The organism is Rhodococcus sp. KRD162 (assembly GCF_017168335.1).
Classification (GTDB): domain Bacteria; phylum Actinomycetota; class Actinomycetes; order Mycobacteriales; family Mycobacteriaceae; genus Rhodococcoides.
Map to the genome: position 1 here is coordinate 148,485 of NZ_JABFAU010000011.1, position 24,833 is coordinate 173,317.

Below are 24,833 nucleotides of genomic sequence, written 5' to 3' on the forward strand. Positions count from 1 at the left end.
GATCTCAGGAGCCGGGGCGGGTTCGGGGACCGGAGCCGGTACCGGAAGCTCGGCCTCGGCCACCGGCTGCGCCGGACGATCCTGGGCGATCGGTTCCGGAGTTTCGACCACGGAGTTCGATTCCTGTGCGGCGGGCGAGGTCTTGGCGCTGACGAACGGAATGTATTCTGCAGCTCCGGCGCTGGTAGCTGCGGTGACAAGTCCTGCGGGGACGAGCCCGGCCAGAGCAATCACCGAATTCCGTCGCATCTTGGAATTCGATGCTTTTCTGTGACGACCCACGCGAGCTGTACCTCCTGATATCCCCGGGACTCGTCCGGGGCCCGACCTGATGACCGGGATCGAGGGTACCTGATTCGAGACTGTTCTGTTATCGGGCCGTTATCAGCCGTGGACGGCGATCGGACTACGGCACGTCGATGTCCGAGTTCCCGTCCTCTGCCAGCCGTGCAGCAGCCTTCTTGCGGGCCTTCTTCGGAGTACTCGGGGGCTGACCCGCCACCGTTTCCAGTAGTGCCTTGATGTCGTCGAGTTCGCGGCGCAGATAGTCACGGGTGGCGACTTCACCGACGGCGATGCGCAATGCTGCCAGCTCGCGTGCGAGGAATTCGGTGTCCGCCTTCGTCTGCTGCGCACGGGAGCGGTCCTCCTCCAGGGAGACGCGGTCGCGGTCGTCCTGACGGTTCTGCGCCAGCAGGATCAACGGCGCGGCGTATGCGGCCTGGGTCGAGAACGCCAGGTTGAGCAGAATGAAGGGATACGGATCCCAGCGCAGATTGACGGCGACGACATTGAGGAAGATCCAGACCACCACGATGGCGGTCTGAATCGCCAGATAGCGTCCGGTGCCGAGAAATCGGGCTGCCTTCTCACCCGACTTGCCGAGATCGAAATCGAGATTGACATTGAACATCCGCGATCCGCGCGGGGTGTCCATTCTCTGGCGTGCTGTTTCTTTCACTGTCCGGCCACTTCCTGATCTCGCCAGTCCTCGGGCAGTAGGTGATCGAGGACGTCGTCCACGGTCACTGCCCCGACCAGGTGATCCTCGTCGTCGACCACCGGGCCGCAGACGAGGTTGTACGTCGCGAAGTATCGCGTCACGGCAGTGAGGCTGTCCTCCGGGGACAACCGCGGCAACGCGCTGTCCACCACGCCGCCGACCAGACTGGCCGGGGGTTCTCGAAGCAATTGTTGTAGATGAACGCAGCCGAGGTACGGCCCGGTCGGCGTCGCAGTCGGTGGCCGCACCACGAACACCAGCGAGGCGAGCGCAGGGGTCAGATCGGGGTTACGCACCCGCGCCAGCGCCTCGGCCACCGTCGTCGACGCGTTGAGCACGACAGGCTCCGGCGTCATCAGACCGCCCGCGGTATCGGGGGAGTGCTCGAGCAGTCGACGGACAGGCGCGGAGTCCTCCGGATCCATCAGTCGCAGAAGCGATTCCGCCTCGGTCTCGGGTAGCTCGCCCAGCAAGTCGGCGGCGTCGTCGGGATCCATGGCTTCGAGCACGTCGGCACCGCGATCGACGCCGAGGTAGTGCATCAACTCCACCTGATCGTCGTCGGGTAGCTCCTGAACGACGTCGGCGAGGCGCTCGTCGTCGAGTGCCCTCGCCACTTCCATCCGGCGTTTGACGGGCAGCTCACGCATCGCGTTCGCCACGTCGGCGGCGCGTAGATCCTCGAACTGCATCAGCAGCTGCGCCACACCCTGATCGGGCAACGAGAGCTCGTTCTGGGTGAGCCCCTGTACGTGTTGCCAGTCCACCACGTGGATGGCACCGCGCCGGGCCAGGCGCTGACGTTGTTTGCGGACCGCCACGCGCGCGACCACCCAGTCGCGGGTTCGGGTCAGCTCGATGCCGAGGTCCACGACGACCGAGTCGACCTCGTGCAGCTCGTCGAGCTCGGGGTCGTCGACGCGCACCTTGGAGTCGAGGATCTGAGCGAACACCAGGATCTCGTTCGCGCGCTGGGTGAATCGACGCAAACTGACGTTGCCGGTGGTGAGTTGAACAGAGTTGGGCTCGATACTGGTCACGCGAAGCATCGGCACGAAAATTCTTCGTCGAGTTGCCAATTCGACCACCAACCCCAGCACTCTGGGTTGCGCTCTGCCGACGCGCATCGAGACCACCACGTCGCGAACCCGGCCGATCGATTCGCCGTCGGGGCCCAATACACCCAGGCCGGCGAGCCTGGCCGCGAATACCTTGCTCAGTGCTGCCATGATGGCAAGGTTAGAGGCTCGGCAAGGAAGAGACTGAATCAGACAGGGGTTGTGCTGCAGTGAGTGCTTCGGGCCTTCGGCGATCGGTGTTGGCCGTTCCGGGCAGTTCGGACAAGATGATCGCCAAGGCCAAGGGGCTGCCTGCCGACGCGATTTTCCTCGATCTCGAAGACGCCGTGGCTCCCATCGCGAAAGTGGAGGCCCGCGCGCGCATCGTCGATGCCCTGAACTCCGACGGCTGGGGTGGTCAACTCAAGGTTGTTCGTGTCAACGACTGGACGACGCAATGGACGTACGGCGATGTCATCGACGTCGTCTCGGGTGCGGGCCGCGCGCTGGATGCGATCCTGCTGCCGAAGGTCGAGTGTGCGGCACACGTGCAGGCGTTGGATCTGTTGCTGTCGCAACTCGAGCGCACCCACGGGCTCGACGTCGGTGCGATCGGGATCGAGCCGCAGATCGAGAGCGCGCGCAGCCTGCGCAACATCGACGAGATCGCGACCGCTAGCCCGCGAGTGCAGACCCTGGTGTTCGGTCCGGCGGACCTGATGGCAAGTGTCAACATGCGCACCCTCGTCGTCGGCGAGCAGCCGGTGGGGTACGACACCGGCGACGCCTATCACCACATCCTGATGACCATTCTGCTTGCGGCGCGGACCCATGGACTTCAAGCGATCGACGGCCCCTACCTGCAGATTCGCGATCTCGACGCGTTCCGTCGGGCGGCGGGCCGCACTGCCGGGCTCGGCTTCGACGGCAAGTGGGTGCTGCATCCGACGCAGATCGAGGCCGCCAACGAGATCTTCGCGCCCCGACAGGACGATTACGACAAGGCCGAGATGATTCTCGACGCGTACGCGTTTCATACCTCCGCGGCGGGCGGTGGCCGCGGCGCGGTGATGCTCGGCGACGAGATGATCGACGAGGCGAGCCGCAAGATGGCGCTCGTGGTCTCGGCGAAGGGTCGTGCTGCCGGGATGACGCGCACGACGACCTTCACGCCGCCCGTGTCCTGACGTTGCGTCGCGCGTAATGAAACGCTGCAGTGGCTGTGACGGTTGTCCGTTTCGGGGCACAATGGAGATATGACCAATCCCCTCTCACAGTCCGGCCGCTCGGGGCAGGGACTGCCGACGCCGCCTTCCGGGTGGCCCATCGGTTCGTACCCCACCTACGCCGAGGCGCAGCGCGCCGTCGACTATCTCTCCGACGAAGAGTTCTCGGTGCAGGACGTCACGATCGTCGGCGTCGACCTGATGCAGGTCGAGCGCGTTCTCGGCCGCCTCACGTGGCCGAAAGTCATTGGCGGAGGCATTGTTTCGGGAGCGTGGCTGGGTGTATTCCTCGGTCTTGTGCTCGGCATCTTCAGCGAGAACATCTTCGGAGCGCTGCTCATCGGTGTCGGCGGCGGCATCATCTTCGGGCTGATCTCGGCATCGATTCCGTACGCGGCAACCAAGGGTCAGCGAGATTTCGCGTCGAGCATGCAGTTGGTTGCGGGTCGATACGACGTCCTCTGCGAGCCGCGAACCGCCGAGAAAGCGCGCGACCTACTCGCCAAGCTGTCGATCTGATCACAACAATTGGACGCCCAGGCAACCGACAGATAACGGAATAGCCCCAAATCGCCCTCGATTCCAGTGAGTTCGGTTACGTTTCTTTCGTGCACGGCAGTGCCGACACAAGTGCTGCGCGAGTAACTGAACGTACGGAGGCGAAAAGTGCCGAGACATCGCGGTCGTAGGCGTGGAAAAGCAACGAGGATAGGGGTGTTGGCGGCAGCGGCTCTGGTGACGAGTCCGTTGCTCGCAGCGTGTGGTTCGTCGGACAGTTCGATTCCCGTTCTCAGTTTCTACACTGCCGCAGACGGCGCAGAGCAGTACGCCGCTGCGGCACAGGTGTGCTCGGACGCCTCGAACGGTCGATACCGCGTGGAGCAGCGGACCCTCCCCAAGAGCGCCAACGATCAGCGGCTCCAGCTCGCGCGGCGTCTCGCCGGAAACGACCAGACGCTCGATCTGATGACACTCGATGTGGTGTGGACCGCCGAATTCGCCGAAGCCGGCTGGGCATTGCCCGTCCCTGCCGATCTGTCCGCGAAACTGCGCGACGGCTCCACCCTGGAAGGCCCCCTCGCCACTGCGGAATGGAAAGACCAGCTCTATGCGGTTCCCCTCAACTCCAACACGCAGCTGCTCTGGTACCGACCGGACGAGGTTCCGGGAGGCACACCGCCGCAGACCTGGGATGAGTTGATCGACGTGGCCGAGGCCAACGCCGCGGCGGGCAGGCCCGCGGAGATCGGGGTTCAGGCCAAGCAGTACGAGGGCTTCATGGTCTGGTTCAACACGTTGCTCGAAAGCGCCGGCGGGTCGGTCGTCGCCGAGGACGGAAAGACGGTCACGCTGAACGACACCCCCGAGCATCGCGCGGCCACCGAGAAGGCACTCGAGATCATCAAGCGGGTGGCCACGGCCGACGGCCACGATCCGTCGATCTCGCAGAGCGACGAGGGAACTGCCCGGCTCGGGATGGAAGCGGGGCGGATGGCCTTCCAGGTCAACTACCCGTTCGTGTTGCCCGGTCTGAAAGAGAACGCGCAGGCCGGTGGGGTGTCGTTCCTGGACCTGTCCGGAGTGCCCGCCGACCAGCAGGATGCGCGCATTGCCGAGGTCTTTCGTAGTGCTCCGTATCCGGAGGTGATTCCGGGTGAGCCCGCGAAGGTCACCATCGGCGGATTCAACATCGGGGTCGCGAAGACCACCCAACACGAGGATCTGGCCTGGGATGCGGTGGCATGCCTGACCAATGAGCAGAATCAGCGCAACAACGCCGTCAACGGTGGTGTACCGCCGGTTCTCGCAAGTCTCTACGACGATCCCGATTTCCAGGCTGTCTATCCCGCATGGGAGGGCGTGCTCGGTTCCATCGAATCGGCGGCAGTGCGGCCCGTATCGCCTGCCTACCAAAGCATTTCGATTCTGTTGACCGATGCGCTCAACCCGCCCCAGAACATCGATCCGGTAGCCGACGTGGACAAGCTCGCAGATCTGGTCACCAAGGCCGTCAATTCCGAAGGGTTGATTCCATGAGTGCGCACACGGCCGAGCCGCAGCCGAAGGCTCTCGACAGACAAGCAGCGCTGAAGAACATCTCCGACGGCAAGAAGGCCGAACGTCGCCTGGGGCTGTTGCTCGTCGCACCCGCAGCGATCCTGATGCTCGCTGTCACCGGCTATCCGATCGTCTACGCGTTCTGGCTGAGCCTGCAGAAATACAACCTCGCGTTTCCCGAGGACCGCGAATTCGTCGGCATCTCCAACTACGTGACGGTGCTGTCCGACGGCTACTGGTGGACGGCGTTCAGCGTGACGGCGGGCATCACGATCATCTCGGTGATCATCGAGTTCGTCCTCGGTCTTGCGGTGGCTCTGGTCATGCACCGCACCATCTTCGGCCGCGGACTGGTGCGCACCGTTGTGCTCATCCCGTACGGCATCGTGACCGTCGCCGCGGCATACAGCTGGTACTACGCGTGGACACCCGGTACGGGATATCTCGCGAATCTGTTGCCCGACGGTAGTGCTCCGCTCACCGAGCAGTTCCCGTCCCTGGCCATCGTCGTTCTGGCCGAGGTGTGGAAGACGACGCCGTTCATGGCGTTGCTGCTGCTGGCAGGTTTGGCGTTGGTGCCCGATGATCTGCTCAAGGCGGCCGAGGTCGACGGAGCAGGTGGATGGACCAGGCTGATGCGCATCACCATCCCGTTGATGAAGCCGGCGATTCTCGTCGCGGTGCTCTTCCGCACGCTGGACGCATTCCGGATCTTCGACAACATCTACGTGCTCACCCGAGGTAGCAACGAGACCGGATCGGTGTCGATTCTCGGTTACGACAACCTGTTCGGTGCGTTCAATCTCGGTCTCGGGTCCGCAATCAGCATCCTGATCTTCTTCTGTGTCGCGATCATCGCGTTCGTGTTCATCAAGTTGTTCGGTGCCTCGGCACCGGGATCCGACGATGGAGGCCGCAAGTAATGACCACTGTTACGCCTCGCAAGAAGGTCGGCTGGACGGTCGTCAACGTCCTCGTCCTGCTCTACGCACTCATCCCGCTGCTGTGGATCATCAGTCTGTCGTTCAAGTCGACGGCCACCATCGCCGACGGCAAGTTCATTCCGTCGTCGATCACCTTCGACAACTACAAGGGCATCTTCTCGACCAATCAATTCACCTCGGCATTGGTGAACTCGATCGGAATCGGGTTGATCACCACCGCGATCGCCGTGGTGGTCGGCACGATGGCCGCATACGCGGTGGCTCGTCTGGATTTTCCGGGAAAGAAACTGCTCGTCGGGGCCGCGCTGCTCATCGCGATGTTCCCGCAGATCTCCCTGGTGACACCGCTGTTCGACATCTCCCGCAAGCTGGGGCTGTTCGATACCTGGCCGGGGCTGATCATTCCGTACATCACCTTCGCCTTGCCGTTGGCGATCTACACCCTCTCGGCGTTCTTCCGCGAGATTCCGTGGGAGCTCGAAAAGGCAGCGAAGATGGACGGCGCAACACCTGCTCAGGCGTTCCGCAAGGTGATCGCTCCGCTGGCAGCACCGGGCATCGTCACTGCCTCGATCCTGGTGTTCATCTTCGCCTGGAACGACCTGCTTCTCGCCATCTCGTTGACGGCGACGGAGCGCTCCATCACTGTTCCGGCGGCCATCTCGCAGTTCACCGGTAGCTCTCAGTTCGAGGAGCCCACAGGGTCGATCGCGGCGGCGGCCGTCGTCATCACGATCCCGATCATCATTTTCGTGCTCTTCTTCCAACGACGTATCGTGGCGGGCTTGACGTCCGGCGCAGTGAAGGGATAACCGTCATGGCCGAAATCGTTCTCGACAAAGTCACCAAGCTCTACCCCGACGGCGCGGCTGCGGTCAGCGACGTCGACATCACCATCGCCGACGGCGAGTTCATCATCTTGGTCGGCCCGTCCGGCTGCGGAAAGTCGACCACTCTCAACATGATCGCCGGCCTCGAGGACATCTCCTCCGGCGAGCTGCGGATCGCGGGGGAGCGGGTCAACGAGCGGGCACCGAAGGACCGCGACATCGCCATGGTGTTCCAGTCCTACGCGCTGTATCCGCACATGACGGTGCGACAGAACATCGCCTTCCCGCTGACACTGGCCAAGCTCTCGAAGTCCGAGATCAACGGCAAGGTCGAAGAGGCAGCCAAGATCCTCGACCTCAGCCAGCATCTGGATCGCAAGCCGGCGAACCTCTCCGGTGGTCAGCGGCAGCGAGTTGCCATGGGCCGCGCAATCGTTCGCACACCCAAGGCGTTCCTGATGGACGAGCCGCTGTCCAACCTCGACGCCAAGCTGCGTGTGCAGACGCGCGCGGAGATCTCGCGGCTGCAGAAGCGGCTCGGCACCACCACCGTCTACGTCACGCATGATCAGACCGAGGCGATGACGCTCGGCGATCGCGTCGTGGTGCTGCGCGGCGGGTTGGTGCAGCAGATCGGTTCCCCGCAGGAGCTCTACGACAAGCCGCGAAACCTGTTCGTCGGCGGCTTCATCGGATCGCCGTCGATGAATTTCATTCCCGGACAGCTCACCTCGAACGGAGTGTCGACTGCACTCGGTGAGATCGACATTCCGCTCGAGCGGATGGATTCGATCAAGGCCAAGAACCCGGGCCGCGAGGTGGTCGTGGGAATTCGCCCCGAGCACTTCGAGGACGCAGCGTTGATCGACGGGTACCAGAAGATGAGCGGGGCCACCTTCACTGCGACGGTGGATGTGCTCGAATCGATGGGCAGCGACAAGTACGTCTACTTCACTCTCGAGGGCGCACGAGTCGAATCCAGTGAGCTTCAGGAACTCGCGGCCGACGCCGGTATCACCGATCTCGGTGGCGCACAGGTGGTCGCGCGTCTGGCGGCGGAGTCCAAGGCCGCCGAGGGCGGTCAGGTGGAACTGTGGTTCGATCCCGCGAAGGTGGCGGTGTTCGACCAGGCATCGGGCACCAATCTGACGATCTGAGCGCCACGCTCAGGTGAGCGGAACTTCGTGGTCGTAGACGAGGTTCCGCTCACCTGGTGCGCCACGCAGATCCCGTGGGCGGCCGCCCGCCGTCACTGCCGAGGAGCTTTTCTCAGCGCCTGCTGGCGCAACTCGCTGACGATTTCGTCGTTCCAGACGTGCTCGCGCACAAGACGGTAGCGTTCCCGGCTCATCCAGAGGTATGCCTCGGCGTCGGTGCGGTCCTCGAGGATCTCGGCCGCGCGCACCATGCGTACCACCGGCAGGTACTCCTCGCCGAACCAACGCCGCGCAACGGTACCGCGGTCGACGAACTCGCCGACCTCCTGCATCAACCGGAATCCCCAGGCTTCCACCGATTCGCTGAGCTGGGCGTAGTCGAAGGGATCGGTGACCTGGACGGCCTCGCGCGCCCGGCCCACCAGCGGCACCCGACTGAGGAAGATGCGCCGATGATCCTTGATCAGCAGGTCGCCGCGTCGGGTGATGCCCTCGGGTGAGATGCGTGTGATGATCTCGGTGACCACGGCATCGATCGACGTACGGTGCATGGCGAACGCGATGGACACCCGGTGGTGGCCGTCGACGACGAAATGCATGCCGCCGATGCGGTACACCTGGATCGGCGGCATCGCCTCACCGCGGCGCTGAGCGGCAGCGAGTCGCTGCCAGCGTTCGCGGATGCGCGCCGACGTCGGCCGGAAGAAGCGATCGAAATCGCGTGTGCGATCGACACTGCCGACGATGGTCTCGACGCGGATGACCTGCAGACCGAGGTGACGCTCGCCCACCTTGCCCAGGGCAGCGACCACCTCGTCGAACGGCAGGATGGTGTTGACGTCGTCGGGTTGACGCCGAAGCCAGCCGACCAGGCGGGCGACGTCGGCCCGCCTGCGCTGGCGGGTGAAGTCGTTCTCCGCATCGGCGGCAGGAAAACCGGTGTCACGTGCCATGTCTGCGCCTCACGATCTTCGGTGCATTGAATTGTGTTGCACGGCTGCCGGGTTCGATCTCGAACAGGGTGTATCCGACGGTGTTGATCACCGCGGCCCCATGCAGGGTCAGATCGTCCGGGGTTGCACCGTGTGGATGAATATGGCCGTGCAACAACAACTGTGGCGAGAGTCGACGCGTCACCTCGTCGAGACAGTCGAATCCGATGTGTGCGGGGTCGGTGTCGTCACCGACGCCGAGCGGCGGACTGTGCGTGAGCAGTATGTCCAGCGGGCGCGCATCCTTGCGAACATTCTGGTGCCATGCGTACGTGCGAGTGAGGGTGCGGGCCCTGCGGCGCTGCTGCCGCTGAGTCCACTGATTCGGCCCACCGTTGTAGCGGATCGATCCGCCGAGACCGGCGATGCGCAGATCCGCCACGGTGACGATGCGGCGATCGGCATTGACGGCACCGACAGGACCGGGCCACGTGGTGGGGAGCCCGGCACGCATCCATCCGGCTCGGCCGGCCGAGTAGCCGCTGAGGTCCGCGTCGTGATTGCCGGGAACGAAGACACAGGGCGCGTTCAACGCGTCGGTGAGGTACTCGAGGTAGTCGAACGGCAGATCGCCTGCACCGAGAATCAGGTCGACGCCCAGCGACTTCACCTGCGGACTCCACAGAAATTCGATCGTTTCGTCGGCGACAGCGAGAACGGAGACCACGGGTACGACGGTACCCATCTCCGGTGGGGTGGTACCTCCGAACGGACTTCTCGGGCACGGTGGTGTTGGATGGGTCAGGTGAGCGACAGTGTCATTGCAGCGGTACGCGCACATCTGACGACCGAGACCGGCGACGCGGAGCCGTCCTCGGCCTCGGTGACGTTCCTCGGCCTCGAGCCGCTGGACGTGCTGAGATTCGGCGCGGACTCCGATGTGGTCCGGTACGTCAGTCTCGGCTGTTCTCGGCACCCCATGGCCGACCCCAACGAACTCGTCGCCGACCCCTCGCGTGGTCCCCGAGCCGAACTGGTGTTGACCCTCACCGGTGGGGCAGGTGTGGCGTCGGGCGTGCACAAGAGCCTGGCCGTGCTGGCCGCTTCACCTGCGGTGGAGGGCGTCGTACTGGTGGAGGACGCGCTGCTCGACCTGGGTGAACCACTCTGGGCGAATGCGCCGTTCACCGCGGTGTTGCTCGGTGCGAGCGATATCGACGACCTGACGCTGCCCGAGCCCTACGATCCCGTTCGTTTTCTCGCGGCTGTGCCCCTGACCGGCACAGAGGCCGCCTGGGTACGGCTACGCGGGGCGGACGCACTACGCGAGGCCTGGACCGAGGCAGGGATCGACGTCCGCGATCCCAACCGGTCGGCAGCCAGTCTCTGACCGTTCTCACTGCGCGTAGGACGCCAACTCCGGCTCGCTGTCCACGGAGTCGTGCAGGAAATGCCGGGGCACCTGAAGCAGGAATTTCACGCCGTTCTTCGCTGATTCCGCGGAGGAGCGCACGTTCGGCATGCTGAACGTGAAGCACAGATTGTGCGAAATACGTTCCCGGACCGCGGGTCCATCGTGATCGAGTGCGTCGAGGACGATGTTGAAGGCAACATTGTCGCCGAGAATGGTGAAGTGCTCGACCGGCCGCAGCGGACATATGTCCTGCACGGCGATGTTCGCGGCTCCGGCGAGGGTGCTCGCCCGAGGCTGCGGATAGATCAGTTCGTCGAATCGCGTGAAGATCGAGGTGTAGCTGGGCCCCTGCGGCAGCGGGCGTGCGGCCAGTGCTGTGAGGAACCGCGACCCGGCGGCGATCTGCCAGTTGGCAGGCGGGCACTTCTCGGCGTCGTCGCACCCGTTTCGGGCCGAATCGGTGCCGTTGTACGGGGTGGCGAGCGAGATGAAATCCGACACCAGCGCAGGCAGGTCCGGCCAGAACGTCAGGGCCCACAGTTCGTCCAGGGGGCCGTGCTGGTGACCCATCATGACCACCTTGCGGCCACTGGCGGCGGCCATCGTCCGAACGGCATGCACCACGTACTGCGCCGAGATCTGCAGGTCTCCGTAGCCCTCGTCCGGGAACGACAGGCTGCATACCGGGATGCCGATGGCGGGAAGGGACTGTAGGTAGTTCCAGCCGAACGACTGCTGATCGGTGGCGAATGCCGGAGTCAGCAGGACCGGGTCGCGGGTGGCGTCCTGCAGATCGGTGGTGCAGGTCAGTGCGCGATCGAGATCGGCGTGCGGGACGGTGAGCTCGGGTCCGGTATCGGCCATCGAGAGAACAGGCTGGGCCGAGGCAGCGCCCGGTGCGTACGTGCAGACGATGGCGACGATCGATGCCAGTATCGGTGTGCGGATCTTCATCGATGCCTTCCGGACGGGCCTGCAGATCTCTGCAGTCTCATCCGGGGCGAACCGGCGGGCCGACCGCCAGGAGACGGTCGGTGCAATTACCGACAACCGTGTGGATTTGTTGGACGAGGTCCAAGCCGTCGACTGTGGTCGCTAGAGCCAATCGTTCTTGTGGAATGTCCGCCACAGTGCGATGCACACACACGCGACGATCGCGGCGATCATGTAATAGCCGTACCGCCAATGTAATTCGGGCATATTGTCGAAGTTCATCCCGTAGATGCCCGCGACCATCGTGGGCACGGCGGCGATCGCCACCCACGCCGAGATCTTGCGCATGTCCAAGTTCTGCTGCATCGTCACGCGGGCCAGCGCTGCGTCGACCAGTGAGCTCAGCACCTCGTCGTACTCGGAGATCCGCTCGGCGACCGTCGTGTGGTGGTCCTGTACGTCGCGCAGGTAACGCCGCACGGCCTTGGGGACGCTCGGTTCCTGGACCAGCCTCGCCAACGGCGTCGACAGGGGCGTCACCGAACGACGTAGCTCGACGACCTCTCGCTTGAGCAGGTAGATGTTCTCGATCGGCACGTGGTGATCGGGCGAGAACACCTCCTCTTCCATGCTGTCGACGTCCCGCTCGATCGAGTCGGTCACCGCCAGATACTCGTCGACGACGTGGTCGGCCACCGCGTGCAGCACCGCCGACGGACCGAGCGCGAGCTGTTCCGGGTTCGATTCGAGGCGGTGCCGAACCCCTGCCAGTCCCGAATGCTCGCCGTGCCGGACCGTGATGACGAACTCGCGGCCGACCATCACCATGATCTCGCCGCTCTCGACGATTTCGTTGGCGGTCGTCACCGACTCGTGTTCGACGTATTTCACCGTTCGCAGTACGAGGAACGCGACGTCGTCGTAGCGCTCGAGCTTGGGGCGTTGGTGCGCGTGCACGGTGTCCTCGACCATCAACTCGTGCAGCCCGTAGCACTGGGCGATCGCGTTCATCTGATGATCGTCGGGTGCGTGCAGACCGACCCACACGAACCCTTCGCCGCGTGCTCGTACCTCGGCGATAGCCGAGGTGTGCGTGAACCTGCCGGGCAATCTGGCCCCGTCGACGTACACCGCGCAGTCGACGATCGCGCGGGCGGTGGGCACCGGGATTCGTGGGGCCGGATCGTGATCGGCCTTGGATCCTCGTCTGTGCAGTGACGGGAGCGACGGCCGAGGGGGAAGGGACGGCATGGCGGGCAATCGTACGCCAGCAAAACGACGAGAGAGTGGGCCTGGAACACTGTCGAAGGTGCGCATCGACCTTCACACTCACTCGACGGCGTCCGACGGTACCGACAGCCCCGCCGAGCTGGTCCGCGCCGCCTCGGCAGCGGGTCTGTCGGTGGTGGCCCTGACCGATCACGACACCACCTCGGGATGGGACGAGGCGGCCGCGGCGGTGCCGTCCGGCCTGACCCTCGTGCGCGGTATGGAGCTCTCGTGCACCGGACGTGGCGAGGACGGTGAGCCGGTGTCGGTGCACCTGCTCGCGTACCTGTTCGACCCCGAAGACGAGGCGTTCGCGCAGGAGCGCGCACGACTACGCGGTGAACGGGTGACGCGGTTGCGTGCCATTGCCGAGAAGATGGCGGCCGACGGTCTGCCGATCGACCCGGATTCGGTGCTGGCCTCGGCCGGAGAGGCTGCCGGACGACCGCACCTGGGCCGCGCGTTGATCGATGCCGGATACGTATCGAACATGGATGCCGCGTTCGCCGGTCCGTTGGCCACCGATGGGCCGTACTACGTGGAGAAACTCGATACTCCGCTCGAGCTCGCGGTGCAGATGATCTCGGCAGCAGGCGGGGTCAGCGTGCTCGCCCATGCCAGGGCACGCTCTCGTGGCCGCATCCTCGATCTGGACCACGTTCGCGAACTCGCCGCGCTCGGGCTGGGTGGCGTCGAGGTCCATCACATGGATCACTCGGTGCAGGACACGACGGTGATGGCCGAGCTGGCCGCGGAGCTGGACCTGATCGTCACCGGTTCCTCGGATTATCACGGGACCAACAAGACGGTCGAGCTGGGTGAATACACCACTTCTCCCGAGCAATACGACCGGATCGTTGCGGCGGCACGCCCATGACCTTCGACGTGACGCTGTATCTGACGGTGTTGATCACCCTGTTCGTCATCATGGATCCACCGGGAGCCATCCCGGTATTCCTGTCTCTGGTCGGCCGCCAGAGCAAGGAGGCCCGCAACAAGGCGGCATGGCAGGCCCCCGCGGTCTCGCTCACCGTCATCTCGGTATTCGCGATCGGTGGCCAGGCAATACTGAGCTACCTGCATATCGGCATTCCGGCACTGCAGGGCGCGGGCGGGTTGCTGCTTCTGCTCATCGCGTTGTCGTTGCTCACCGGAAAAGGCGCGGGCGGTGACACTGCTGCGGAGGACGTCAACGTGGCCCTGGTGCCACTGGGTACTCCGTTGATGGCGGGCCCCGGTGCCATTGCTGCAGTGATCGTCTACGTCAGTCAGGCAGACGGGCAGGTCGGTTCGCTGCTGGCGATCGCGTCGGGCATCATCACCATCCACGTACTGTTCTACCTCGTGCTGCGCTTCTCGACGGTGCTGATTCGGTTGCTGGGTGAAGGTGGAATTTCGTTGCTGGCACGCATCGCGGGCTTGTTGCTGGCCGCCATCGCGGTGCAACTGATTGCGGAGTCGGTCCGCGGATTCGTGGCCGGAGGATGACCGGGGCAGGTGTGGGACTTCGGTTCCTGCGCGGAGTGTGTGGTGTCGTCACGGCCGGGCTGGTGGTGCTCGCGATCTGTGTGGCGGTCACGCAGTATCTCGGCCACTCTCGCGGCTTTCCCGGTCCCGGTGCCCTCTCGGTTGCCGCTCATGTCCTCGCCGCGGTTGTCGTCGTCCTCGCGCAGCGCGTGGTCGACCACCGGCGTGGGTCGGCTGCAGTGCTCGGCGCGATCGTGGTCTTCGGCGTTTCCGGACTCGTCCTGTGGACACAATGGTGGCAATAGGCACAGTGGCGGCAATAGATGTGGCAAAGCGCGCGGTGGCGTCCGTAGCGGAACCGAGACCGATCCGTTTCTGACTCTGTGGTCGGGTGAACCGGCGATGTGGCACACTGAGGCACCGACAGGGCTACAGCCCATCGCCGATCGTGCAGGCCACCCGCCTCACGCGCGAGACACGCTCTCGGCAGTCTGCAGCCAGCACTGGCGCACTCCGGCAGCCCTCATCACCCAGACCACTCATTTTCGTTGACACGCGTCGCCTTGCCGGTCGAGGTCGAGCGTGTGAGGAGCTTTCACCGTGACGGCAGTCGAGAACACCGCAGCAGCAACCACAGCGTCGGCAGAACCGACAGCAATCACCGACGAGGAGATTTTCGCCGGGCATCTCGGCGGCAAGCTGTCGGTCCAACTGGCGGCACCGCTCGAGACCCAGCGGGATCTGTCCATCGCGTACACCCCGGGGGTTGCCCAGGTCAGCCGTGCCATTGCCGCCGATCCGACGCTCGCGAAGCGATACACCTGGACCGACCGCCTCGTGGCCGTCGTCTCCGACGGTTCCGCAGTGCTCGGCCTCGGCGATATCGGCCCCCGGGCGTCGTTGCCGGTGATGGAGGGCAAGGCCGCACTGTTCAAGAAATTCGCAGGTCTCGACTCCATTCCGATCGTGCTCGATACCCACGACTCCGACGAGATCGTCGAGACCATCGTGCGGCTGCGGCACAGCTTCGGGGCCGTCAATCTCGAAGACATCTCGGCACCGCGGTGCTTCGAGATCGAACGACGCGTCATCGATGCCCTCGACTGCCCGGTGATGCACGATGACCAGCACGGCACGGCGATCGTCGTCCTGGCCGCGCTCACCGGAGCGGCCCGGGTGCAGGGGCGCGCTCTGTCGGGGCTGCGGGTGGTCGTGTCCGGTGCCGGCGCTGCGGGGGTGGCGTGCACCAACATTCTGCTGGCCGCCGGAATCTCCGATGTGGTGGTGCTCGATTCCAAGGGGGTCATCTCGGCGGGGCGCAGCGACCTCGGTGACGTCAAAGCCGATCTGGCGGCCCGCACCAATCCACGTGGGGTCAGCGGAGGACCTGGCGACGCGTTGGCCGAGGCCGACGTATTCCTCGGTCTGTCCGCTGGCACCGTCGACGAGAGCTACATCGCCTCGATGGCATCGCAGGCCATCGTGTTCGCCTTGTCCAACCCGGATCCGGAGATCCATCCGGAGGTGGCAGGGAAGTACGCCGCCATCGTCGCCACCGGACGAAGCGACTTCCCGAACCAGATCAACAATGTTCTCGCCTTTCCCGGTGTGTTCAAGGGTGCGCTCGACGCGGGCGCTCGCCGTATCACCGAAGGCATGAAGCTCGCCGCTGCCGAGGCAATCCTCTCGGTGCTCGGCGACGAGTTGGCTGCGGACAAAATCGTCCCGAGCCCACTCGATCCTCGTGTCGCCCCGGCCGTTGCGGACGCAGTTGCGGCAGCAGCGCGAGCCGAGGGCGTCGCGTAGGAAAACGGAGGAAACACCGGCGAACCCGGCCCTACGAGGGCCGTGGTTCGCCGGTGTCTTTCGCTGTCGAGCAGCAACAGACGGGCGGGATCAGGCCTGGGCCGGCCCGGCGGGAGTCCGGTGCAGGCGACCGGTGCCGGGAACGGATGCCCACACCGCGAGCGCAAGCAGGCCGTCGACGACGAGGGTCAGCACGGCCACCAGGATCGCGCCGACCAGAACTCGGACGTAGTCGTACAGCGCGAGACCGTCGAAGATGTATCTGCCGAGTCCGCCGAGGTTGACGTACGCCGCGATGGTCGCCGTGGCGATGATCTGCAGCGTCGTATTGCGTAGGCCGCCGAGAATGAGCGGCATCGCGTTGGGGATCTCCACCCGGAGCAATACCTGGGTCTCGGTCATGCCCATGGCGCGGGCGGCGTCGACCACGTTCGCATCGACGTTCGCGATGCCGGAGTACGTGCCTGCCAACAGGGGCGGAATGCCGAGCAGGATCAGCGCAATGATCGGCGGCATCAGCCCCAATCCGATCACCAGAACCAGAAACACCAGGATGCCCAGGGTGGGCAGGGACCGGAGCGCATTGACGAGTCCGACCACCACGGCCTCGCCGCGCCTCAGGTGACCGATGAGCAGACCGATGGGTACCGCGATCGCAGCAGAGAGCAGCACGGCGAGCAGGGAGTACCACATGTGCTCGACCACGCGCGCGCCGATGCCCGTCGGACCGGCCCAATTGGCACCGTCGACGATGTACGAGAACGCCTCCGAGAACAGGTTCATGTGCGCGCCTTCTTCGTCGGCGATGTCGAGTTCGGCCGGGTCCACGGGGTGAGTCGACGGCCCAGCAGATACAGCGCCGCGTCGAATATCAACGCCAGGAACACGATCGAGATGATGCCCGCGAAGATCTGATCCGGATAATCACGTTGATAGCCCTGTGTGAAGAGCTGCCCGAGACCACCGATTCCGATCACCGACCCGACCGAGACCAACGAGATGTTGGTGACCGTCACGACGCGAATGTTGGCTATCAGCACCGGAAGAGCCAACGGTAGCTCGACGGTCACCGCCCGTCGCAGTGACGAAAAACCCATCGCCTCGGCCGAGTCGACCACGGCGAACGGCACCGAATCGAGCGCCTCGGGCACCGCACGGATCAGCAGTGCCGTGGAGTACACCGTCAGGGCGATCACCACATTGAGCGGATCGAGTACCGGGAGGCCGACCACCGCGGGGATGGTCACGAACAGTGCCAGCGACGGAAGAGTGAACGCAATGCTGGCCACCGTCAACGTGATTCGGCGGATCCAGCGCCTGTTCCGGATGAGCGTGCCGACGGGGACCGCGATCAGCAACCCGATGAGCAGCGGGACTAGTGAGAGATACAGGTGTGTTTTCGTGTAGCCGAGAACGACATCGAAGTTGTCGAACAGCCAGGTCACTGTTCGTCGTCCCGTGCAGCGATGAAATGGTGCCGATTGCGCTCCTCGTCTTCCGCCTTACGCTGGGCGGCAAGGTTTTCGAGGATTTCGGCACCGTCGACGCTACCGACGGCCGCGCCCGAGGCGTCGACCGCGACGCCGATACCGGACGGTGATGAGATCGCCGAGTCGAGTGCTTGACGCAGATCTCCGCCCTCGAGGAACAAGGACCCGCCCGCCGCGGTGCTCTCGTCGGTGCTCAGGCCGGCGCGCACTTTCTCGACTCCGGTCGGGTCGACCCAGCCGAGTGGACGCCGCTCCGAATCGACGACGAGCACCCATTGTCCCTGGCTCAACCGAAGTCCGCGGACCTCGTCTTCGGTGGCCGTCTCGATCGGATGCAGCGTCACCGACTGCGCCGATCGGAACGACAGACCTCGATAACCGCGATCGCGACCGACGAAGGACGCGACGAACGGCGTCGCCGGGGCCGCCAGGACGGTCTCGGGTGTGTCGTACTGCTGCAGTCGACCGTGCGGCCCGAAGACCGCGATGTGATCGCCGAGCCGTACGGCCTCGTCGATGTCGTGGGTGACGAACACGATGGTCTTCTTCAGCTCGTCCTGCAGCCGCAGCATCTCGGTCTGCAGGTCTTCCCGCACCACCGGATCGACTGCGCTGAACGGCTCGTCCATCAACAGAATCGGTGGGTCGGCGGCCAGCGCCCGTGCCACCCCGACCCGTTGCTGCTGTCCGCCGGACAGTTGCGCTGGATAGCGAGCGGCGAGGGCCGGGTCGAGGCCGACGCGTTCGAGTACCTCGAGTGCGGCCTTACGCGCCGCGCGGCGGGACTGTCCGTTGAGCACCGGAACCGTCGCGACGTTGTCGACGACGGTGCGGTGCGGCAACAGTCCTGCACTCTGGATGACGTAGCCGATGCCGCGCCGCAGCTTCACCGCGTCGGTATCGGCGATATTGCGCCCGTCGACCGTGATCACCCCGGACGTGGGCGTGATCATGCGGTTGATCATCCGCATCGACGTGGTCTTTCCACAGCCGGACGGCCCCACGAACACGGTGAACGAGTGTGGTTCGATCACCAGGTCCAGGGAGTCGACGGCCGTGGTGTTGTCCGGATACGTCTTGTTGACCTGCTCGAATGTGATCATCAGCTGACCGGCTGGTCCAGGCCCTTGTCCTTGACCCATGCTGCCGCGGCAGCCGCCGGCTCGGCTTTCTCGTCACCGGACACCGAGGTGTTCAGTGCGATCAGCTCGTCGGTGGTGATCTGCGCCGAGACCGCATCGAGAACCTGGGTGAGCTTGTCCGACTGCTTGGCCGTCCGCAGCACCGGGATGACATTCTGGGCGGCGAAGTTGTTCTCCGGGTCCTCGAGGACCACCAGGTCGTTCTGTGCGATCGCAGGCGAAGTGGTGAAGATGTCCGCAGCGACGACCTGGCCCGAGACGAGTGCCTCGACCGTGGCCGGTCCACCCCCGTCCGAGATCGGCACGTAATTGCCTGCCGGGATGTCGAGGTTGTACTTGGCCGCGAGCCCTGGCAGGCCGCCGACGCGTTCCTGGAACTCGGGCGTGCCCGCGAAGGTCACCTCGGACGAGAACGGCGCGAGATCGCCGATGGTGGTGAGGTTGCGTTCGGTCGCAGTCGAGCGAGTGACGACGACGGCGTCCTTGTCCTCGCCTGGGGCGGGCTCGGTCACGGTGAGATCGTCACCGAGGGCGGCAGGCAGTGCCGCGAGCACATCCGCGGAGGACGTGGCGGTAGCGGACTGATCCAAGTACTGCAGCAGGTTGCCGGTGTAATCGGGGATCAGATCGATCGACCCGTCCCGGAGGGCGGGGATGTACGCCTCGCGGCTGCCGATGTTGAGCTTGGTGCTCACATCGAAGCCGTTGGCGCGCAGTGCCTCGGCATAGATGTTCGCCACCGTTTCCGACTCGGGGAAGTTGGCCGAACCGATGATGATGGAGTTGGTGTCGTCGTTGCTCTCGCCGCCACCGCTCGAGAGCGGGTCCGAATTTCCGCCGCAAGCGGTCAAGGCGGTGACCGAGAGAGCGAGTGCGGCAACGGCTGCCACGGCCCTCGGAGCGGAGAACGCACGCGTGATTCGGGAGGTGGTCATGGTGTCCTTCCATCGGTTCGGGCACAGTCCTACCCATCTCCGCCGATCACCACCGCACGGCGGGCGGATCGGAAGAATCAGGACTCGGGCTGCTCGGGATGGTAGTCGAAATCGCCGAGCCCATAAGGTTGGTTCGATTACCGTCTCGTTCGCATCTGTGCCCCGCTGCCGAGATCGGTAAACCCGTGCACGCTGTGAACAGGAGAAAATGACAGTGCGTTCCTCGGTTCTGGCCGCGGTTGCGGTGATCTCGATCGCCGGATTGCTCGGCGGCTGTAGTGCGGCCACGTCGACCGACCCCGTAGCTACGCCCGTCGTCGGATCCGGCAGTTCGGACCTCTCCCGCTTGCTCGCGCAGATCTACGCCGGTGGCCTGCGGTCGACGGGAGTGGACGTCGAGGTGAAGGAAGACCTGGGCGATCGTGCCGACTACCTCGCAGCGCTGGACCGCGGTGAGGTGACGATGGTTCCCGACCTGACCGGAGAGCTGCTGCGCACCTTCGACACTCTGTCCGACGCAACCGAGGCCGAGGACGTGTACACGGAACTGAACCGATCACTGCCTTCCGGCCTGTCGGTGGGGGATTACGCGACGGCCGAGGATCGGATCGCCATAGCGGTGGCGTCGGGATCGACGTCGGCAGACACACCCCGCGACCTCGTCTTCAGTGAGGAGGCGACCATCGGGACGGTAGAGGGCGAAGTAGACCCCCTGGATGTGGTGAATATCCTTCCGCGATCGGAGCCCACCTTCACTGGGGCCAGCTTCTCGGAGTTCATGGTGTATCCGGACGCACAGTTCGCGGTCGACGAGCTGAATTCCGGGGCGGTGGCTGCACTCGCTATTCGCACCGCCTCGTTCGGCCCACTGGCGAAGGATCTCACCACGTTGCCCGACGAGGATCACGTGTACCCGGCGCAGAACGTGGTGCCGCTCTACCGCAACGGGCTGCTGAGCGAGAGCGCTCTGCGGTCGTTCTCGATGGTGGCGGGGGAGCTGACCACTGCGGACCTCGCCGACATGATCGGCGAGGTCCGCAGTGGTGTGCCGTCAGGCGATGTCGCTGGCCGTTGGCTCGGTGAGCACACCCTGTGACGGGTGGTTCTGCTGCCCTGATCTGACTTTGCGGCCGAGGTAGCCGCCCATGTGCTGGACGGCATGGGCGGCCTCACGCAGGATCGATGCCTGCAGGTGGGCCACGTGCCAGAGTTTCTTGTATTCGACGTGTTCCAGTTCGACCCCCGAGAGGCGAAGTTTGTCCGCGAATGCGGTGATCTGCGGGTACAGCACCTCGGAGGTGCCCACGTGCATCACCGTCGGCGGCAATCCGTCCAAGTTGCCCAACAACGGTGCGAAACCCTGGTCGAGCGGGTCACCGGACCCGAGATAAGCCTCGGCCGAGCTGTACGACCATCCCGTGTTGACCACCAGGTCGCGGTCCTTGGCTGCATCGCGCGCTCCTGGATCGATCCATGGCGAGATCAGACCGAGGGCCGCCGGGCTGGTTCCGTCGTCCACCAGGCGCCGCGCGGTGGCAACGGTCAGGCCGCCGCCCGCGGAGTCACCGGCGATGGCGATGCGTTGCGCCGGGAAGCCGTGCAGTCGCACGAGCTCCCGAAATGCCGCGACGGCGTCGTCCAAACCTGCCGGGTACGGATTCTCCGGTGCCAATCGGTAGTCGAGCACGTACACGGCACTGGCCGACTCCCTGGCCAGGTGCGCAGCCAGCGAGCGGTGCGTATTGATCGATCCGATCGTGTACGCGCCACCGTGCAGGTACAAGATCGCGGTATCGCGTTCGGTCGCGCCGACGGTGATGCGCTCGGCCCGTCGTCCTGCCAACGTCAGTTTCTGCGCGACGGTTCCGTGCGGAAGCGTCTGCAACGGTGCCCCGGCTTCGAGGATGCGGCGTTGCATCCGAAACGACAACCGTGGGTTCAGGGCAACCCGGTAGAACGGCTTCAGTGCCGCCGCGACGATCGGTAGCGGTACGTAGAAGGACTTCACCTGCGGTACCGCCTACTTCTTCGTGCGCGGCAGCGCGCGCTTGGACACCGCGGCGATCAGGCCTTGGTACCGCGAACCGGTGATCCGCTGCAACAGATCCAGTGCGATGGCGTCGGAGCCGATGAGGACTCGACCCTTTCCTTTCTCGACACCCTTGAGAATGGTCTTGGCGGCATCGATCGGGGTGGTCTTGGCGAGCTTGGTGTCGAAGAACTTGGCGAAATCGGCCTGGTCGTAGTTCTCGGCGACGGTGGCGTTGCGGGCGATGGCGGTCTTGATGCCGCCGGGATGCACCACGGTGACCTTCACCGGAGCCTTGGAGATCAGCATCTCGATGCGCAGGGACTCGCTGAAACCACGTACGGCGAACTTTGCCGCGTTGTACGCGGACTGCGAGGGGATCGCCAGCAGACCGAACAGGCTGGAGATGTTGATGATGTGGCCGTCGCCCGAGGCCTGGATGTGCGGCAGGAAGGCCTTGGTGCCGTTGACCACTCCCCAGAAATCGACGTCGACGATGCGTTCGATGTCCTTGAACGAGGATTTGTCGACGTCACCGTGATAGGCGATGCCCGCGTTGTTGTAAATCTGGTTGACCCTGCCGAAATGCGCAACCACGGCGTCTGCGTAGTCCAGCACCGTCTCACGCTGGGACACGTCGAGGAAGTCCGACTTGACCTCGGCTCCCAGTGCTTCGACCCGGCGCACCGTCTCGTCCAGTCCGGCGGTGTCGACATCGGACAGTGCCAGCTTCGCTCCGCGTCCGGCCAGTTCGAGGGCCAGTGCGCGGCCGATTCCCGAGCCTGCGCCGGTGACGACGGCTACTTTGCCTGTGAATGCGCTCATCGAGAGGTCACCTTGTCTGTGTTGTGGTCGGCGGAACTGTGCGCCGACGGTGCGGAGGGCAGATCTGCGGTTGCGACGCTACGGTACGCATCGAGATCGAACTTCTTCGTTTGGCGGCGGAACTCGAACGTGAAGCCCGGCCACAGCGTGGTGTTGTTGCCGTGCTTGTCGAGGTACCAGCTGGCGCACCCGCCGTTCATCCAGACGCTCTTGGACAGCTGGTCCTGCAGGGTGGTGTTGTAGTCGTCCTGCACGTCCTTGCGCACCTCGATGGTGCCGATATCGTGCTTGTCGATGGTGTTCAATGCGTCGACCAGGTAGTTGATCTGCGATTCGATCATGAAGACCATCGAGGTATGGCCCAGGCCCGTATTGGGTCCCACCAGGAAGAACATGTTGGGGAAGTTGGCCACCGCCGCCCCCTTGTAGCCCTGTTGGCCGTGTTCGTCGAAGGTCTCGGCCAGAGTGCGGCCGTCCTTGCCGGTGATGCCGTGGTAGGCGGGGGAGTCGGTGACGTGGAAGCCGGTGGCGACGACGAGTGCGTCGATGGGGCGCTCGGTGCCGTCTTTGGTCACGATGGATCCGGCCCGAATCTCGGCGATGCCGTCGGTGACGAGTTCGACGTTGCTCTGGGCCAGCGCCGGGTAGTACGTGTTGGAGATCAGCATGCGCTTGCAGCCGATCCTGAAATTCGGGGTGACCTTGGCGCGCAGAGTCTTGTCCTTGATCTGGGTGCGCAGGTGGTTCTCCGACGCCCACTGCAACGGCTTCATGAATGCCGGGGCCTTGGCCAGTCCGACGACCTGCGTCTCGCGCAGTGCGTAGATGCCGGCGCGGGACAGTCGCTGGAAACCGGGAACATGCTTGAAGGCGAAGCGCTCGAGCTTGGTGTACGGGCGATCGGCGCGGGGGAGGACCCACGGGGCCGTGCGCTGGTACACGTCCAGATGCTCCACCTGGCCTGCGATGGCAGGCACGATTTGAATCGACGACGCACCGGTGCCGATGACGGCAACCCGCTTACCTGCGAGCGAGATGTCGTGATTCCACTGTGCGGAGTGGAAGACGTCGCCCTCGAAGTCGTGAATTCCCTTGATATCGGGCAGGTTCGGCTCACACAATGCGCCGACGGCGGAGACGACGATCTTGGCGGTGTAGTTGCCGCTGGTGGTCTCGACGTCCCAGCGACTGGTTCCGGCATTCCAGCGCGCCGATGTCACGTCCGTCCCGAACACGTGCTTGTCCATCACGCCGTACTTGCGTGCCACGCCGGCGATGTATTTCTGAATCTCGGGCTGTGTGGAGAACGAGCGCGTCCAATCCGGATTCAGAGCGAACGAGTAGGAGTACAGATGGGACGGTACGTCGCAGGCCGCGCCGGGGTAGGTGTTGTCGCGCCAGGTGCCGCCCACGTCGTGGCCGCGTTCGATGACGACGAAGTCCTTCTTGCCTGCCTTCGTCAGCTTGATCGCGGCACCGAGGCCGGCGAATCCGCTGCCGATGATCAGCGTATCGACGTGACGCGGCGTCGTTGCACGGTCCGAAGTATCTGTTACGGGAAGACTCATGTAGAGCAGAATAGGAGCTTATTGAGTGTGAGTCAATAGTTATTGACTACTATTCAATAGGATGATTGCATGGCGGATGTGAACCATGCAGGAGTATCGACGACGAAGCGGACCAGGCTCAGCCCGCAACAACGACGAGCGCAGCTGATCGAACTCGGCACCGAGATGCTCGCCGACCGACCCCTCGAACAGATCTCCGTCGAGGACATCGCCGATCAAGCGGGCGTCTCACGAGGCCTGCTCTTCCACTACTTCGCCTCCAAGCAGGACTTTCACCTCGAAATAGTCCGCGAAGCATCCCGGTCGATGATCGAGAGAACAGCCCCTGATCCCGATCTCGAACCCTTCGAGATCCTCCGCGATTCCATCGCCAACTACGTCGATTACGTCAGCGAGAAGCGCGACACCTTCATCTCCCTGCTCCGCGGCACGGCCAGCGGAGACCCCCAGATGCGAGAGGTGTTCGAGCAGACCCGCACCGCCATGGCCGACCGCACCCTCGTCCAACTCGCGGGCCTCGACATGGAGGTCACCCCCACCATCGACCTCGCCGTTCGTGGCTGGATCGCCTTCGTGGAAGAGGCCACTATCACCTGGCTCCGGGATCCGCAGATCACCCGCGACGAGCTGATCGACCTGAACGTCAACGCGCTGCCCGCCGTCGCACTGGCACCCAATATGATCTCCGCACTCCTGGGATCCGACGCCGACGCCTGAGACCTGAGCGCCCCGCCCGCCTGCATCCCC

The 24,833-nt window shown here is 64.5% G+C and carries 26 protein-coding genes and 1 pseudogene; 13 read left to right on the plus strand and 14 right to left on the minus strand.

Annotation, left to right across the window (positions count from 1 at the left end; genetic code table 11):
- The 3 genes and pseudogenes from J1M87_RS15225 to J1M87_RS15235 all read right to left on the minus strand — a co-directional run.
- Positions 1 to 249 (minus strand): annotated as a pseudogene (locus J1M87_RS15225) (murein transglycosylase); the annotation flags it as partial.
- Between the two features lie 157 nt (positions 250 to 406).
- Positions 407 to 937, minus strand: coding sequence for a DUF1003 domain-containing protein (locus J1M87_RS15230; RefSeq protein WP_206490631.1), 531 nt, complete (start codon positions 935 to 937; stop codon positions 407 to 409).
- A gap of 20 nt (positions 938 to 957) precedes the next feature.
- Positions 958 to 2,232, minus strand: a complete 1,275-nt coding sequence (locus J1M87_RS15235) for a magnesium transporter MgtE N-terminal domain-containing protein (RefSeq protein ID WP_206490222.1) — start codon at positions 2,230 to 2,232, stop codon at positions 958 to 960.
- A 59-nt stretch (positions 2,233 to 2,291) separates the two neighbouring features.
- Between J1M87_RS15235 and J1M87_RS15240 the strand changes: the two genes are divergently transcribed.
- From J1M87_RS15240 to J1M87_RS15265, 6 genes are all read left to right on the plus strand, one after another.
- A complete protein-coding gene (locus J1M87_RS15240; RefSeq protein ID WP_206490223.1) occupies positions 2,292 to 3,248 on the plus strand; it encodes a CoA ester lyase in 957 nt (318 codons plus the stop codon).
- Positions 3,249 to 3,317: 69 nt separating this feature from the next.
- Positions 3,318 to 3,806, plus strand: coding sequence for a general stress protein (locus J1M87_RS15245; RefSeq protein ID WP_206490224.1), 489 nt, complete (start codon positions 3,318 to 3,320; stop codon positions 3,804 to 3,806).
- Between the two features lie 195 nt (positions 3,807 to 4,001).
- Positions 4,002 to 5,324, plus strand: coding sequence for an extracellular solute-binding protein (locus J1M87_RS15250; RefSeq protein ID WP_206490225.1), 1,323 nt, complete (start codon positions 4,002 to 4,004; stop codon positions 5,322 to 5,324).
- Positions 5,321 to 6,268 (plus strand): carbohydrate ABC transporter permease, encoded by a 948-nt coding sequence (locus J1M87_RS15255; RefSeq protein WP_206490226.1) that lies wholly within the window; start codon positions 5,321 to 5,323, stop codon positions 6,266 to 6,268. Before J1M87_RS15250 ends, J1M87_RS15255 begins: the two co-directional genes overlap by 4 nt.
- The gene (locus J1M87_RS15260; RefSeq protein WP_206490227.1) at positions 6,268 to 7,101 is read left to right on the plus strand and encodes a carbohydrate ABC transporter permease; all 834 of its coding nucleotides are present in this window, start codon (positions 6,268 to 6,270) and stop codon (positions 7,099 to 7,101) included. The genes J1M87_RS15255 and J1M87_RS15260 overlap by 1 nt, the downstream gene beginning before the upstream one ends.
- A 5-nt stretch (positions 7,102 to 7,106) precedes the next feature.
- On the plus strand, positions 7,107 to 8,276 hold the full coding sequence (locus J1M87_RS15265; RefSeq protein ID WP_206490228.1) for an ABC transporter ATP-binding protein: 1,170 nt from the start codon (positions 7,107 to 7,109) through the stop codon (positions 8,274 to 8,276).
- Positions 8,277 to 8,368: 92 nt separating this feature from the next.
- On the opposite strand, the gene J1M87_RS15270 is transcribed toward J1M87_RS15265, so the two are convergent.
- Entirely contained in the window at positions 8,369 to 9,229 is an 861-nt protein-coding gene (locus J1M87_RS15270; RefSeq protein WP_206490229.1) for a chromosome partitioning protein ParB, read from the minus strand.
- Complete coding sequence (locus tag J1M87_RS15275) at positions 9,219 to 9,935, minus strand: metallophosphoesterase (protein WP_206490230.1); 717 nt, start codon at positions 9,933 to 9,935, stop codon at positions 9,219 to 9,221. Before J1M87_RS15275 ends, J1M87_RS15270 begins: the two co-directional genes overlap by 11 nt.
- Positions 9,936 to 10,004: 69 nt before the next feature.
- Between J1M87_RS15275 and J1M87_RS15280 the strand changes: the two genes are divergently transcribed.
- Positions 10,005 to 10,598: a suppressor of fused domain protein gene (locus J1M87_RS15280; protein ID WP_206490231.1), complete on the plus strand. Its 594-nt coding sequence runs from the start codon at positions 10,005 to 10,007 to the stop codon at positions 10,596 to 10,598.
- A gap of 6 nt (positions 10,599 to 10,604) precedes the next feature.
- Here the strand turns inward: J1M87_RS15280 and J1M87_RS15285 are convergent, their stop codons facing one another.
- Together J1M87_RS15285 and J1M87_RS15290 are read right to left on the minus strand one after the other, a co-directional pair.
- The gene (locus J1M87_RS15285; protein ID WP_206490232.1) at positions 10,605 to 11,576 is read right to left on the minus strand and encodes a triacylglycerol lipase; all 972 of its coding nucleotides are present in this window, start codon (positions 11,574 to 11,576) and stop codon (positions 10,605 to 10,607) included.
- A gap of 141 nt (positions 11,577 to 11,717) precedes the next feature.
- A complete protein-coding gene (locus J1M87_RS15290; protein ID WP_206490233.1) occupies positions 11,718 to 12,806 on the minus strand; it encodes a magnesium and cobalt transport protein CorA in 1,089 nt (362 codons plus the stop codon).
- A gap of 58 nt (positions 12,807 to 12,864) precedes the next feature.
- Here J1M87_RS15290 and J1M87_RS15295 point away from each other — a divergent pair, with 58 nt between their 5' ends.
- The 4 genes from J1M87_RS15295 to J1M87_RS15310 all read left to right on the plus strand — a co-directional run bounded on the left by J1M87_RS15295 (position 12,865) and on the right by J1M87_RS15310 (position 16,097).
- Entirely contained in the window at positions 12,865 to 13,701 is an 837-nt protein-coding gene (locus J1M87_RS15295) for a PHP domain-containing protein (RefSeq protein WP_206490234.1), read from the plus strand.
- On the plus strand, positions 13,698 to 14,312 hold the full coding sequence (locus tag J1M87_RS15300; RefSeq protein ID WP_206490235.1) for a MarC family protein: 615 nt from the start codon (positions 13,698 to 13,700) through the stop codon (positions 14,310 to 14,312). The genes J1M87_RS15295 and J1M87_RS15300 overlap by 4 nt, the downstream gene beginning before the upstream one ends.
- Positions 14,309 to 14,596 (plus strand): hypothetical protein, encoded by a 288-nt coding sequence (locus tag J1M87_RS15305; RefSeq protein WP_206490236.1) that lies wholly within the window; start codon positions 14,309 to 14,311, stop codon positions 14,594 to 14,596. Before J1M87_RS15300 ends, J1M87_RS15305 begins: the two co-directional genes overlap by 4 nt.
- A gap of 352 nt (positions 14,597 to 14,948) precedes the next feature.
- Positions 14,949 to 16,097, plus strand: coding sequence for an NADP-dependent malic enzyme (locus tag J1M87_RS15310; RefSeq protein WP_206490632.1), 1,149 nt, complete (start codon positions 14,949 to 14,951; stop codon positions 16,095 to 16,097).
- 90 nt (positions 16,098 to 16,187) lie between these two features.
- Here the strand turns inward: J1M87_RS15310 and J1M87_RS15315 are convergent, their stop codons facing one another.
- The 4 genes from J1M87_RS15315 to J1M87_RS15330 are packed head-to-tail and all read right to left on the minus strand — an operon-like array spanning position 16,188 to position 19,664.
- Positions 16,188 to 16,880 (minus strand): ABC transporter permease, encoded by a 693-nt coding sequence (locus J1M87_RS15315; protein WP_206490633.1) that lies wholly within the window; start codon positions 16,878 to 16,880, stop codon positions 16,188 to 16,190.
- The gene (locus tag J1M87_RS15320) at positions 16,877 to 17,542 is read right to left on the minus strand and encodes an ABC transporter permease (RefSeq protein ID WP_206490237.1); all 666 of its coding nucleotides are present in this window, start codon (positions 17,540 to 17,542) and stop codon (positions 16,877 to 16,879) included. The genes J1M87_RS15315 and J1M87_RS15320 overlap by 4 nt, the downstream gene beginning before the upstream one ends.
- Positions 17,539 to 18,690 (minus strand): ABC transporter ATP-binding protein, encoded by a 1,152-nt coding sequence (locus J1M87_RS15325; protein ID WP_206490238.1) that lies wholly within the window; start codon positions 18,688 to 18,690, stop codon positions 17,539 to 17,541. The genes J1M87_RS15320 and J1M87_RS15325 overlap by 4 nt, the downstream gene beginning before the upstream one ends.
- Positions 18,690 to 19,664 (minus strand): ABC transporter substrate-binding protein, encoded by a 975-nt coding sequence (locus J1M87_RS15330; RefSeq protein ID WP_206490239.1) that lies wholly within the window; start codon positions 19,662 to 19,664, stop codon positions 18,690 to 18,692. The genes J1M87_RS15325 and J1M87_RS15330 overlap by 1 nt, the downstream gene beginning before the upstream one ends.
- A 208-nt stretch (positions 19,665 to 19,872) precedes the next feature.
- Between J1M87_RS15330 and J1M87_RS15335 the strand changes: the two genes are divergently transcribed.
- Positions 19,873 to 20,760: a glycine betaine ABC transporter substrate-binding protein gene (locus J1M87_RS15335; RefSeq protein WP_206490240.1), complete on the plus strand. Its 888-nt coding sequence runs from the start codon at positions 19,873 to 19,875 to the stop codon at positions 20,758 to 20,760.
- Here the strand turns inward: J1M87_RS15335 and J1M87_RS15340 are convergent.
- From J1M87_RS15340 to J1M87_RS15350, 3 genes are read right to left on the minus strand one after another with little or no spacing between them, the layout of a single operon-like run.
- Complete coding sequence (locus J1M87_RS15340) at positions 20,716 to 21,672, minus strand: alpha/beta hydrolase (RefSeq protein ID WP_206490241.1); 957 nt, start codon at positions 21,670 to 21,672, stop codon at positions 20,716 to 20,718. The genes J1M87_RS15335 and J1M87_RS15340 overlap by 45 nt on opposite strands.
- 12 nt (positions 21,673 to 21,684) lie before the next feature.
- Entirely contained in the window at positions 21,685 to 22,518 is an 834-nt protein-coding gene (locus J1M87_RS15345; RefSeq protein ID WP_206490242.1) for an SDR family oxidoreductase, read from the minus strand.
- Complete coding sequence (locus tag J1M87_RS15350) at positions 22,515 to 24,086, minus strand: NAD(P)/FAD-dependent oxidoreductase (protein ID WP_206490243.1); 1,572 nt, start codon at positions 24,084 to 24,086, stop codon at positions 22,515 to 22,517. The genes J1M87_RS15345 and J1M87_RS15350 overlap by 4 nt, the downstream gene beginning before the upstream one ends.
- A 69-nt stretch (positions 24,087 to 24,155) precedes the next feature.
- Between J1M87_RS15350 and J1M87_RS15355 the strand changes: the two genes are divergently transcribed.
- A complete protein-coding gene (locus J1M87_RS15355; protein ID WP_206490244.1) occupies positions 24,156 to 24,803 on the plus strand; it encodes a TetR/AcrR family transcriptional regulator in 648 nt (215 codons plus the stop codon).
- Positions 24,804 to 24,833 lie beyond the last annotated feature (30 nt).

What these genes read in the sequence shown, in the direction of transcription:
- J1M87_RS15230 (WP_206490631.1), bottom strand. Translation starts at nt 937, where the DNA reads ATGGACACCCCGCGCGGATCGCGGATGTTCAATGTCAATCTCGATTTC.
- J1M87_RS15235 (WP_206490222.1), bottom strand. Translation starts at nt 2,232, where the DNA reads ATGGCAGCACTGAGCAAGGTATTCGCGGCCAGGCTCGCCGGCCTGGGT.
- J1M87_RS15245 (WP_206490224.1), top strand. Translation starts at nt 3,318, where the DNA reads ATGACCAATCCCCTCTCACAGTCCGGCCGCTCGGGGCAGGGACTGCCG.
- J1M87_RS15255 (WP_206490226.1), top strand. Translation starts at nt 5,321, where the DNA reads ATGAGTGCGCACACGGCCGAGCCGCAGCCGAAGGCTCTCGACAGACAA.
- J1M87_RS15260 (WP_206490227.1), top strand. Translation starts at nt 6,268, where the DNA reads ATGACCACTGTTACGCCTCGCAAGAAGGTCGGCTGGACGGTCGTCAAC.
- J1M87_RS15265 (WP_206490228.1), top strand. Translation starts at nt 7,107, where the DNA reads ATGGCCGAAATCGTTCTCGACAAAGTCACCAAGCTCTACCCCGACGGC.
- J1M87_RS15270 (WP_206490229.1), bottom strand. Translation starts at nt 9,229, where the DNA reads ATGGCACGTGACACCGGTTTTCCTGCCGCCGATGCGGAGAACGACTTC.
- J1M87_RS15280 (WP_206490231.1), top strand. Translation starts at nt 10,005, where the DNA reads ATGGGTCAGGTGAGCGACAGTGTCATTGCAGCGGTACGCGCACATCTG.
- J1M87_RS15285 (WP_206490232.1), bottom strand. Translation starts at nt 11,576, where the DNA reads ATGAAGATCCGCACACCGATACTGGCATCGATCGTCGCCATCGTCTGC.
- J1M87_RS15290 (WP_206490233.1), bottom strand. Translation starts at nt 12,806, where the DNA reads ATGCCGTCCCTTCCCCCTCGGCCGTCGCTCCCGTCACTGCACAGACGA.
- J1M87_RS15300 (WP_206490235.1), top strand. Translation starts at nt 13,698, where the DNA reads ATGACCTTCGACGTGACGCTGTATCTGACGGTGTTGATCACCCTGTTC.
- J1M87_RS15305 (WP_206490236.1), top strand. Translation starts at nt 14,309, where the DNA reads ATGACCGGGGCAGGTGTGGGACTTCGGTTCCTGCGCGGAGTGTGTGGT.
- J1M87_RS15315 (WP_206490633.1), bottom strand. Translation starts at nt 16,880, where the DNA reads ATGAACCTGTTCTCGGAGGCGTTCTCGTACATCGTCGACGGTGCCAAT.
- J1M87_RS15325 (WP_206490238.1), bottom strand. Translation starts at nt 18,690, where the DNA reads ATGATCACATTCGAGCAGGTCAACAAGACGTATCCGGACAACACCACG.
- J1M87_RS15330 (WP_206490239.1), bottom strand. Translation starts at nt 19,664, where the DNA reads ATGACCACCTCCCGAATCACGCGTGCGTTCTCCGCTCCGAGGGCCGTG.
- J1M87_RS15335 (WP_206490240.1), top strand. Translation starts at nt 19,873, where the DNA reads ATGACAGTGCGTTCCTCGGTTCTGGCCGCGGTTGCGGTGATCTCGATC.
- J1M87_RS15345 (WP_206490242.1), bottom strand. Translation starts at nt 22,518, where the DNA reads ATGAGCGCATTCACAGGCAAAGTAGCCGTCGTCACCGGCGCAGGCTCG.
- J1M87_RS15350 (WP_206490243.1), bottom strand. Translation starts at nt 24,086, where the DNA reads ATGAGTCTTCCCGTAACAGATACTTCGGACCGTGCAACGACGCCGCGT.
- J1M87_RS15355 (WP_206490244.1), top strand. Translation starts at nt 24,156, where the DNA reads ATGGCGGATGTGAACCATGCAGGAGTATCGACGACGAAGCGGACCAGG.